Below are 10,733 nucleotides of genomic sequence, written 5' to 3'. Positions count from 1 at the left end.
AGCCGGCGCGGGCCGTCTCCGCCTGTGCCTTACCAGCTGTACTTCACGCTGGTCATGACGGTGCGGCGCAGGCCCGGGTAGCAGGAGATCGGGCTGTCGCAGGTCGCGGCATATTCCTCGTCCAGCAGGTTCTGGGCGTTCACCGAGAGGGTCACGTTCTTGTTCAGCGGGTAGCTCACGCCGGCGTCGAACAGGGTGTAGTTGTCGACGTGGTAGGTGTTGGCGTTGTTGCCGTACAGCGAGCCGGTGTAGCGCACGCCGCCGCCGATGGAGAGGCCGTCGACCGCGCCTTCGTGGAAGGTGTAATTCAGCCAGCCGTTGGCCATGTGCTCGGGCACGTTGGCTGGGCGGTTGCCCTCGTTGGCGTCGTTGCTCTGGGTGATCTTGGCCTTGGTGTAGGTGTACGACGCCAGCAGGTCCCAGTTCTGGTCCAGCTTGGCTTTCAGCTCGGCCTCGATGCCGCGCGAACGCTGCTCGCCGGTGGGCTCGCTGAAGCCGGTGGGCACGCCGTTGGCATTCAACTGGTTGGTGAGGATGTTTTCCTTGGTCAGCTCGTAGGCGGCCAGGGTGATCAGCAGGGTTTCGTCCGGCTGGAACTTCACGCCGGCTTCGTACTGGTGGGCTTCGCTGGCCTTGAAGGCGCTGCCGTCGGAGCTGATGCCGGTGTTGGGCACGAAGGACTCGGAGTAACTGACATAGGGCGCCAGGCCGAAGTCGGTCAGGTAGGTCAGGCCGACGCGGCCGGTGAAGGCGTTGTCCTTCTGCATGCTGTGGGCGCCGACGTGGTTGTCCAGGTCATTACGCACGTAGTCGTAGCGGCCGCCGGCGGTGAGGATCCAGTGGTCGTCGAATTTGACCTGATCCTGCAGGTAGGCGCCGATCTGCTCGATGTTCTGGTCGTAGTCGATGGCCTGGCCGGGGAGGGTGGTGCCCTTGGTCGGGCGCGGCACGCTCTGGCCATACACCGGGTTATCCAGGTTCAGCGACGGGCCGAGGGTGCGCCAGCGGGCGATATTGGCGTCCTGCCAGCTGTAGTCCGTGCCCATCAGCAGGGTGTGCTTGACGGAGCCGGTGTCGAAGTTGGCCTGCAACTGGTTGTCCAGGTTGAAGGTGTCCATGTGCTGGTCGAAGCGGTCCGCAGTGCGGATGATGTTCCGGCCCACCTGCAGTTGCGGCAGCAGGTTGTTGAAGATCAGGTCGACCTGGCCGTAGCGCGCGTTCTGGCGGAATTCCCAGGTGTCGTTGAAGCGATGGCGGAACTCGTAGCCCAGGGTGTACTGGTCCTGGTCGAAGTGGTTGTAGTTGTGGTCGCCCAGCAGGGTGCCGGTGGGGTGGCCGTTGACGCTGTAGTCGAAGATCGAGCCGGAGTTGCGGTCGCGCAGGAAGTCGGTGAGCACGGTCAGGCTGGTGTCTTCGTCCGGCGCCCAGGTGAAGGACGGGGCGATGTAGTAGCGGTCGTCCTCGACCTCATGGCCGTCGTCATACTCGGCCTGGGTATTGGCGTCGCGCGCCAGGCCCACGACGCGGTAGAGGAACTGGTTCTGCTCGTCCAGCGCGCCGCCGAGGTCGAACTGGCCCTGTTTGCGGTCGTGGTTGCCGCCGGTCAGTTCGACTTCGTTGATGTGGTTGGCGGTGGGCTTCTTGCTCACACGGTTGACGATGCCGCCGGCGTCACCCATGCCGAACAGGCTGGAAGACGGGCCACGGACCACATCGATGCGCTCGAAGGCGTAGGGCTCGCTGCGAAAGAAGGCGTAGCTGTTGTTCTGCTGGCGCAGGCCGTTGAGGTAGTCGCTGGTGGCCTGGGCGTTGAAGCCGCGAATGTACATCCAGTCGAAGCCTTTCGGGTCCAGGCCATAGGCTTCCACCTTGACGCCGGGCACGTAGCGCAGGGCTTCGGTCACGGTCTGGGCGCCCTGGGCGTCCATCTGCTTGCGGGTGACCACCGAGATCGACTGGGGGATTTCCAGCAGCGGGGTGTCGGTCTTGCTGCCGCTGTTGGAGGTGCGCGGCACGTAGCTGTCTTCGCCTTCGATGGCGCCGGTGATGACCTGCGCGGACAGGTTCAGGGTGTCGCCGCTGGCGGAGTCGGCGCCCAGCAGGGTCACGCGGCTGCCTTCGACCTGGTACTGGATGCCGGTGCCCTGCAGCAGGCGTTCCAGCGCCTGGGTGGGCTCCATTTCGCCGCGTACGCCGGGGGTGCGCAACTTCTGCACCTGGCTCTGGTTGAAGACGATCTGCAGGTTCGACTGCGCACCCAGGCTGGTGAGCGCGGAGGCCAGGGACTGGGCCGGGATGTCGATGCGGACCGGGGCGGCCTCGACGGCGGAAGCCGCCAGGACCATCCCCAGGGCGGTGGCGCGGACCAGGCGCGCCAGAGGCTTCACCTTGTGCGGGGATTGCAGCGCAGTACGGGTGCGACTCACTTTGTTAGCTCCTATTACCTTGAAGGCATGATCTTGTAATGCAGTTTCTAATAAGAATGATTCAGCTTTGTGTGACGCGCCGGTCGGGAAAAACCGGAAGAATTCGTTCGATCTTTTCTGTTGCTGAGTGACGGCCTGCTGCAAGAGCGGCCATCCAGGCCGCGGGGCCGTCAATGCATGGCTATGCCGGAACCCGCTGTGGTGCGGTGGTCTTCGATTTCCACGATCTGCCCGGCGCGCATGCGCAGCAGGCGGTCGGCGACGTCGAAATAGCGGTCGTCGTGGGAGATCACGATCAGCGTCTTGCCCTGGGCGCGCAGCTCGGGCAGCAGCTCGGTGTAGAAGATCCGGCGGAATTCCGGGTCCTGGTCCGCCGCCCATTCGTCGAACACCAGCACCGGGCGTTTCTCCAGCCAGGCCTGCACCAGCGCCAGGCGCTTGCGCTGGCCGGTAGAAAGGTCCGTGGTGGAGAACTCCTGGCCCTGCAGGCTGACCTTGTGGGCGATCTCCAGGCGCTCCAGGTAGCGGCCGGCTTCGGCCGGGATGTCCTGGCTGCCCTTGAGCAGGTCCTCGAAGAGGAAGTAGTCAGCGAAGATGGTGGTGAACAGCTGGCGGTAATCGTCGCGGCCGGCGTCGGTCACCGGCTCGCCGTTGAGCAGCAACTCGCCATCGCGCGGGGCATAGAGGCCGAGCAGCAGCTTGATCATCGTCGTCTTGCCACAGCCGTTCTCGCCGGCGATGAAAAGGATTTCGCCTCGGCTGACCTTCAGGTTCAGCGGGCCGACGCCGAAGCCACGGGAGCCGTCGTCGGTGGGGTAGTGGTAGGCCAGGTCGCGCAATTCGATGGACTGGAAGTCCAGCGGCTGGCGACCGTCATCGGCCAGCAGCAGATTCGGTTCCGGCGAGGAAAAGCGCACCGACAGCTCGGCAATCCGGCGGAACGCGACCTGGGCGCGGGTTACCACCGGCAGTTGGCCGATCAGGCCTTCCAGCGGGCCTTTCATGTACAGCAGCACCAGGATGAAACCGGACAGGGTGGCCTGGTCAGTGCTCGGCCACAGCGACTGGTAGGCCAGCGCCACGCCGATGACGATGAAGAACAGCGTCGAGCCGAAGCCCTTGGCGACGTTGAACAGGTTGATCGAGCGCAGCTGGATGTCGCAGATCTCGTCGGCGGTGCCCTGCAGGCGTTCGCTGTAGTGCTGGAAGCGGCGCGGGCGGCTGATGCGCAGCTCCTTGGCGCCCTCGGCGATGGCGCGGTAGTGCTTCTGCAGCTCGTCTTCCTTGTCCCGAGCCTCGAAGAAGCCCTTGATGCCCTTGGCCCGCGCGATGTACTGCACGGCGCTGCCGACGACGATGGCGATGGCGGTGGTGAGGAACATCGGCGGCGACAGCCAGGCCAGGTACCCCAGGCAGCCGAGTGTGGTGGTCAGCGCGACCGCCAGCGGCGCGAAGGCGAAGGCGAAGTCGCTGATGGTGTCGATGTCGTGGGTCAGTACCGGGATCAGCCGGTGGCTGCGGTAGCGTTCGATCTGCTCGATGGGCGCGGAGATGATCTTGCTGCCCAGGTCCTTGCGCAGCCGCGCGATCACGTGCTGGCCGACGTAGTTGGTGCCCATGTCGGAAATGATCGAGCCCAGCAGCGCCAGCACGCACAGCCCGGCAAAACCCAGCAGCAGGCCGGCGGGCAGGCCGCCATCAGAATGCAATCCGAAGTTGATGGTGGCGAGCAGCGCAGTGATGGCAGAGCCGCCGAGAATTCCCAGCAGGGTGGCGGCGGTCAGCGGCAGCCAGTGCGGCCGCAGCAGTTTGAGCATCTCGCGAAAGGCGCTTGGCGCGGGTGTTGGCATCGTCTTTTCCTGGACCCGGCCTGCCAGGGGGCAAGCCGTAAAACGGGACGAGACGGCGCGCGAATCAGGAAATCATCGGCAAATCCGAATCGTTCCTATCAAGACGAACGAGGCGGAAGAAAACTGAAGAGAATTTGCGAATTTGTCGCAAATAAGAAAGCGCTAGCTGACACGCGCTGGCGAGCGGTGCTTGCCGGTGACCGCAAATTCCGCCGCGTCGGAATTCGCGAGCAAGCTCGCTCCTACGAAGAGCATTCCGAGGTCAGGGTGAGGCTGTAGGAGCGAGCTTGCTCGCGAACCCGCACGGCACGCCAGTTTCCGGATGCCCCGCGCGCCCTAGAGCTGCGCGTACCGGCTGGCGAGTACGGTGCGCCCCTGGTTGTCCTTGCGCAGTTCCAGCGGCAGGACCTTGGGCAGTGAATCCACCAGTGCCTGCAGGTCGTCGGTGCGGTAGATGCCGCCGATGCGCATGGCGGCGACGGTGGCGTCGCCTGCGAACACCGGCTGCTTGAGGTAGCGGTTGATCAGCGGGATCGCGGACTGCAGCGTCAGGTCATCGATCACCAGCTTGCCGTCGATCCAGGCGATGGCGCCGGCGGGCGCGACCTGGGCCAGTTCGATGCGCTGGCTGTCCCGGTTGTAGCGCGCCTGCATGCCCGGCGTGAGCTGGGCGCTGTTGCCGTCGACGCTGCCCGGCGGGCTGACCACTACCGAACCTTCGAGCAGCGTGACCAGCATCTGCTGCGGGTCGGTCCAGACGTTGAAGCGCGTACCGGTGACCCGCACGCTGCCGTTGTCGGTGTAGACCGAGAAGGGTTGCAGGGTGTCGTGTGCCACCTGGAAATACGCCTCGCCGCCGCTTTTCAGCCAGGCACTGCGACGGTCACGGAAGTCGGCGAAAACCAGTTGCGAATTGCTGTTGAGCTCGACCTTCGAACCGTCGGCCAACTGAACCTTGCGCGCGCCAGGCTGCGCGGCGTAGTAGCCAACCTTCGAGGGAAGCCAGCCGGCGGACCAGCCCGCTGACCACAGCGCGCCGATGGCCACCAGCACGCCAGCGGCCACGGCGGCGATGCGCTTGCCACTGCGCGGGCGGCGAACGCTGCTGCGGGGGCGACGGTCGCTCAATGGCGTCGGTGCTATCGGTGCCGGGGTCATTTGTGGCGTCGGTGGCAGCCGTTCCGAGAGCTGCCAGATCTCCAGCATCGCCTGGTATTCGACCTCGTGCCGCGCATCGAGGGCGAGCCATTGCGCGAACTCGGCGCGCTCGGCATCGCTGCACGCTTCGTCGTGCAGACGCGCGCACCAGTGCGCAGCTTCGGCGCTGATGCGGTCATCGTCGAACGGGGTGGGGGAGCTGGTCATCAGGGATCTCGGTAAGGCCATTTGCGGCCGATCTCACACTTTCTTTTTCGCGTTGATGCGAGTGATTATAAATAAGCCTGACTCCGACTGTCAGCAGGCGCCTACCGCCGCGACTGTTTTTCATAGGATGCCGACGAGGTGGAAAGCGCGTTCCTCCGTTGTGACAAGGAGCGGGGCCGGTAGCTCAATCGCAGCCTTGGCGAGATCGCCGACACCCTGGGCACCTCCCGCGACAGGGTGGAGAAGCCCATCGTCAAGGCGATGAAGCTTTGCCGGCTGCGCCTGAAGGCTGGGGCGGCCAGGGCAGAAGGCCAGCCTCGCAATTCGCCGGCAAGGCCGGCGCTGGGCGGGTTCGCGAGCAAGCTCGCTCCTACAAGGACGCTCGGAGTGCTCTGCGTAGGAGCGAGCCTGCTCGCGAACCGCACGGCACAAGCCAACTGCTTATCTGCACAGACGTACGGTTCGCGCCGGGATTTAGTCCCACGCGGCCCACACGCTGATTTCAAGCGCTGATTCCACCTGTCATTCTGAAATTTTCATGGCTTAGTGAGAATCATTCTAAATTTCCCCAAGCCTGTCTCGTCTCTCCAGATAACGCGCTATCGACAGCGCAAATCATGGGCAACACGCAGGAACGAGTGCCGGCCGCCAATCGGCGGGGCACTCCTGGCAGGGCAGTGCAGTAAGCCGCCGCCACCCGCGTCGTTATGCCCCACGGCCATCGCGATACAGGACATTGGCACCATGACCCAGATGATCACCCCGACCTACGACGTGCTCGGCATCGGTTTCGGCCCCTCCAACCTGGCGCTGGCGATCGCCCTGCAGGAGCAGGCGCGACGCGAGGGCCGCCACTACCACGCACTGTTCCTCGACAAGCAGGCCGACTACCGCTGGCACGGCAACACCCTGGTGGCGCAGAGCGAGCTGCAGATTTCCTTCCTCAAGGACCTGGCGACCCTGCGCAACCCCACCAGCCCCTACAGCTTCGTCAACTACCTGCACGCCATGGGCCGGCTGATCGACTTCACCAACCTGGGCACCTTCTACCCGTGCCGCATGGAGTACAACGACTACCTGCGCTGGGTCAGCGAGCAGTTTGCCGAGCAGCGCGTGTGCGGCGAGACCGTCAGCCGCGTCGAGCCGGTGCAGGGCCCGGACGGCATCGAGCTGGTCAAGGTGCTCTCCACCGACGCCCGTGGTCACGAACGCTTCCGCCTGGCGCGCAGCGTGGTAGTCAGCACCGGCGGCACGCCGCGCTTCCCGTCGGCCTTCAGCCACCTGCGTGACGACCCGCGAGTGTTCCACCATGCCCGCTACCTGGAGTGCATCGCCAAGCAGCGCTGCAACCAGAACGAGCCGATGCGCATCGCGGTGATCGGCGGAGGCCAGAGCGCGGCCGAGGCCTTCATCGACCTGAACGACAGCTTCCCCTCGGTGCAGGTCGATATGGTCCTGCGTGCGGCAGTGCTCAAGCCGGCCGACGACAGCCCGTTCGTCAACGAGATCTTCGCCCCGCGCTACACCGACCTGGTGTTCAACGAGCCCAAGGCCGAACGCGAGAAGCTGATCCAGGAGTTCCACAACACCAATTACTCGGTGGTCGACCTCGACCTGATCGAGCGCATCTACGGCATCTTCTACCGCCAGAAAGTGGCCGGCGTGGATCGTCACGCCTTCCTCTGCCGGCGCAACGTGGAAGTCGCCAAGGCCGACGCCGATGGCATCGAGCTGACCCTGCGCGACAGCGCCACTGGCGCGGTGGAAACCCACCGCTACGACGCGGTGATCCTCGCCACCGGCTACGAGCGCAAATCCCATCGCGAACTGCTCGCACCGCTGCAGGACTACCTGGGCGACTTCGAAGTGGGCCGCGACTACCGCGTACGGGCGGATGAGCGTCTGCATGCCGGCATCTACCTGCAGGGCTTCACCCAGGACAGCCACGGCCTGAGCGACACGCTGCTGTCGGTGCTGCCGATGCGCGCGCAGGAAATCGCCGCGTCGATGTTCGAGCACCTGCCGCTGCACGAAGCCGCGCACAAGCCGACACGCCCGCTGACCGCGGAAAGCGCCTGATCCGCAGGGCCCGGCCGCGGTTATCAAAGCCCGCTGCCGGGCCGCCTAAATTTCTGCCGACCCTGCTCGTCATACGAGCGGGGTCGTTGCATTCACGAAAGGTTGCCCTCCATGTCCCAACTCAATTCGCTGCCGTTGCCCGATGGCCGCAAGCTCTCCGCCGACCACGGCACCCAAGGCCTGACCCTGCTGCTCGACGGCCAGCCGCTGCTGAGTGCGCAACGCGAAGGCGAGTGCTGGCAGCTGACTTCCGTTGCAACCCTGGAAGCGCTGTGGGCGCTGGCCTACTGGACCTTCGCTGGCGATGCGCAGAGCGAGCGCATGCAGTTCGCCGCCGCCAACGTTCCGGTCGAAGTATTCGAGCAAGGGCTGGTGAGCCTCGATGAAGTCGGCGGGCGCCTGCAGATCGAGCGTGCTGCTTTCTGGCAGCTGGGAGCCGCCTGGCACAAGGGTTTGGCCAGCGCCAACTACCCGCAGGTCTATCGCATGAGCGGTGGTCGCCGTCACCCGCTGCGTGCGCCCAAGCCGCAGGGCGAGGTCTATCGCCGCTTCGACGTGAAGCTGGGTCAGTGGATTTCCCTGCGCACCCTGGACATCGAACTGGACCTGGAGCGCTTCAGCCGCTGGCAGAACAGCCCGCGCGTGCTGGAGTTCTGGCAGGAAGGCGGCACCCTGGAACAGCACCGCGCCTACCTGGAAAAAGCCGCCGCCGACCCGCACACCACCACCCTGATCGGCTGCATCGACGACGAGCCCTTCGCCTACTACGAAGCCTACTGGGCCAAGGAAGACCGCATCGCGCCGTTCTACGAAGTGGGTGATTACGACCGTGGTATTCACATGCTGGTGGGCGAGGAAAGCCATCGCGGCCCGCACAAGGTGGAAAGCTGGATGACCGCCCTGGTCCACTACCTGCTGCTGGACGACCCGCGCACCCAGCGCATCGTCGCCGAGCCGCGCGCCGACAACGCCAGGATGATCGGCCACATGCAGCGCCTGGGCTTCTGGCGCGAAAAGGAATTCAACTTCCCGCACAAGCGCGCCGCGCTGATGGTGCAGAGCCGGGAAACCTTCTTCGAGCGCTGCGGCCTGTGCTGACAGCGCTTCCCGAAATGGCTGAGGGCTGTCGGTGATCGCAGCCCTCGCACCTTTGTATTTCGGCGAGTTCGCCAGCTACCGCGAAGTGCTGGTGACCCGCGACGACCCCCGTCCTTCGATCCCGGCGCGCGTCTTGCTGGAACGGGAGATGCTCGACAGCGTGCTACGCCGCTTCGACCCGCCGCACGCTGATGGCGACCGACGCGCGCTGGCTTCGCAGTGGTCCAAGTGGTACCTGGTGCGCCTCATTCCACCGGTGGTGGCTGCCGCGCTGGTGCTCGGCCGCACGCTGCCGCTGGCGTTCGATGAGGTGGAAGTGGTGCTGGATGCCCAGGACATTCCCGAGGCATTCAAGCTGCCGGGGGAGGGCGAGCCTTTCGCCGCGCCGCCGGGCGATCCGTTCCAGCGCTTCGCCCATCTGCTGGAAGGCCACCTGCAACCCTTCATCCAGGCCTTGGCTGCCGAGGCGCGCCTGTCGCCCAAGGTGCTCTGGAGCAACGCCGGCAACTACTTCGAGTGGTTCATTGGCGAGATGGCCAGGCTGCCGCCGCTGGCCCCGCTGCTCGGCCACGGCCGCGAATTGCTGGAGAGCGAACGCCGCCCGGACGGTACGCGCAACCCGCTGTTCAAGCCGATCCAGTATGTCGAGGTTTCGTGCGAGCAGCGGCCGGACGGACTATGGCGGCAGCGGCGGACCTGCTGCATTCGCTACCGGCTGGGCACCATCGGCCATTGCGACAACTGCCCCTTGATCGATGAGCCGCCGCCGGAGCCGAGCGATCTCTAACGCCCACCAGCGTCAAGGCGGAGCATGAACGTAGGATGGGTGGAGCTTGCGATACCCATGCTGTCGGTACGTGGGAATCGATCGATGGGTATCGCTACGCTCCACGCCATCCTGCGCAAGGGCTCGCCGAGCAGGGCGGCAGAGTGCGATTCGCGAGCAAGCTCGCTCCTACGAAGAGCACAAGCACTCCGCTGCGGGGCCACTGGTAGGAGCGAGCTTGCTCGCGAACCCGCACGGCACGTCGTGTTCCTGTTGGAGCGGGGCTCAGCGTAGGTAACTGATCGGCGACCCGTCCACCGGGTTGTTCAGCACGCCCATGGGAATTCCGTAGATATTCTCCAGCGTCTCCCCGCGCATCAGCTCGGCAGGGGTTCCCTGGGCCAGCAGGCGACCGCCGTGCAGAGCGATCAGGTGGTCGCAATAGCGCGCCGCCATGTTGATGTCGTGCAGCACCACCAGCACGCCCAGGCCCAGCTCGCGGCTGAGTTCGTGGACGCGGGAGAGCACTTCCACCTGGTGGGCGATGTCCAGCGCCGAGGTCGGCTCGTCCAGCAGCAGGTAGCGGCTGTTCTGCGCCAGCAGCATCGCCAGCCAGACGCGCTGGCGTTCGCCGCCGGAGAGCAGGTCCACCGGGCGGTCGGCGAAGGCGAGGGTGTCGGTGAGGTCCAGCGCGCGGTCGATCTGCTGGCGGTCCTCGCCGGTGACCCGGCCCAGCGCGCCGTGCCACGGATAGCGGCCGAAGGCGACCAGTTCACGCACGGTCAGGCCGTCGGTTTGCGGCAGTTGCTGCGGCAGGTACGCCACCTGGCGCGCGAAATCGCGATGACCCCAGTCCTGCAGCGGCTTGCCGTCCAGGCGGATGCTGCCGCCGCTGGCCTGTTGCTGGCGAGCCAGCAGCTTGAGCAGGGTGGACTTGCCCGAACCGTTGTGGCCGATCAGGCCGATCATGTTGCCGTCGGCCAGTTGCAGGCTCAGCGGTTGCAGGAGGGTGCGACCGGGGACGCTGAAACTGACATTTTCCAGTTCGAACATGGGGTCATCCGTAGGGGCGGCGTGGCCGGGAAAAGCGGGAGCCCGACTCTAATCCAATTGCTAATGGTTATCAATTTTCAAGGCTGTTGCGGAACC

Annotated in this window: 7 protein-coding genes; 3 read left to right on the top strand and 4 right to left on the bottom strand. The window is 65.3% G+C overall.

The window, feature by feature from the left end; all coding sequences use genetic code 11:
- Positions 1 to 29: 29 nt before the first annotated feature.
- From CTR55_RS04015 to CTR55_RS04005, 3 genes are all read right to left on the bottom strand, one after another.
- Complete coding sequence (locus CTR55_RS04015) at positions 30 to 2,426, bottom strand: TonB-dependent siderophore receptor (protein ID WP_296284259.1); 2,397 nt, start codon at positions 2,424 to 2,426, stop codon at positions 30 to 32.
- A 170-nt stretch (positions 2,427 to 2,596) separates the two neighbouring features.
- Positions 2,597 to 4,276 (bottom strand): cyclic peptide export ABC transporter, encoded by a 1,680-nt coding sequence (locus tag CTR55_RS04010; protein ID WP_296284258.1) that lies wholly within the window; start codon positions 4,274 to 4,276, stop codon positions 2,597 to 2,599.
- A 336-nt stretch (positions 4,277 to 4,612) separates the two neighbouring features.
- Positions 4,613 to 5,641, bottom strand: a complete 1,029-nt coding sequence (locus tag CTR55_RS04005) for a FecR family protein (protein ID WP_296284257.1) — start codon at positions 5,639 to 5,641, stop codon at positions 4,613 to 4,615.
- 744 nt (positions 5,642 to 6,385) lie between these two features.
- On the opposite strand from CTR55_RS04005, the gene CTR55_RS04000 reads away from it, so the two are divergent.
- The 3 genes from CTR55_RS04000 (at position 6,386) to fhuF (ending at position 9,605) form a co-directional block, all read left to right on the top strand.
- A complete protein-coding gene (locus CTR55_RS04000; protein WP_296284256.1) occupies positions 6,386 to 7,720 on the top strand; it encodes a SidA/IucD/PvdA family monooxygenase in 1,335 nt (444 codons plus the stop codon).
- Positions 7,721 to 7,831: 111 nt separating this feature from the next.
- Complete coding sequence (locus CTR55_RS03995; protein ID WP_296284255.1) at positions 7,832 to 8,818, top strand: GNAT family N-acetyltransferase; 987 nt, start codon at positions 7,832 to 7,834, stop codon at positions 8,816 to 8,818.
- A gap of 31 nt (positions 8,819 to 8,849) precedes the next feature.
- Positions 8,850 to 9,605: a siderophore-iron reductase FhuF gene (gene fhuF, locus CTR55_RS03990; RefSeq protein ID WP_296284254.1), complete on the top strand. Its 756-nt coding sequence runs from the start codon at positions 8,850 to 8,852 to the stop codon at positions 9,603 to 9,605.
- A 264-nt stretch (positions 9,606 to 9,869) separates the two neighbouring features.
- On the opposite strand, the gene CTR55_RS03985 is transcribed toward fhuF, so the two are convergent.
- The gene (locus tag CTR55_RS03985) at positions 9,870 to 10,637 is read right to left on the bottom strand and encodes an ATP-binding cassette domain-containing protein (protein WP_296284253.1); all 768 of its coding nucleotides are present in this window, start codon (positions 10,635 to 10,637) and stop codon (positions 9,870 to 9,872) included.
- Positions 10,638 to 10,733: the final 96 nt, after the last annotated feature.

It is taken from the genome of Pseudomonas sp., from assembly GCF_002796985.1.
Taxonomy (GTDB): Bacteria; Pseudomonadota; Gammaproteobacteria; order Pseudomonadales; family Pseudomonadaceae; genus Pseudomonas.
Note: the sequence above shows the minus strand (reverse complement) of the source record. Positions and strands in the feature narration are given on the sequence as shown.

Bases quoted from the DNA above. Each gene is read 5' to 3' on its own strand.
- CTR55_RS04010 (WP_296284258.1), bottom strand. From the start codon at position 4,276: ATGCCAACACCCGCGCCAAGCGCCTTTCGCGAGATGCTCAAACTGCTG.
- CTR55_RS04005 (WP_296284257.1), bottom strand. From the start codon at position 5,641: ATGACCAGCTCCCCCACCCCGTTCGACGATGACCGCATCAGCGCCGAA.
- CTR55_RS04000 (WP_296284256.1), top strand. From the start codon at position 6,386: ATGACCCAGATGATCACCCCGACCTACGACGTGCTCGGCATCGGTTTC.
- CTR55_RS03995 (WP_296284255.1), top strand. From the start codon at position 7,832: ATGTCCCAACTCAATTCGCTGCCGTTGCCCGATGGCCGCAAGCTCTCC.
- CTR55_RS03985 (WP_296284253.1), bottom strand. From the start codon at position 10,637: ATGTTCGAACTGGAAAATGTCAGTTTCAGCGTCCCCGGTCGCACCCTC.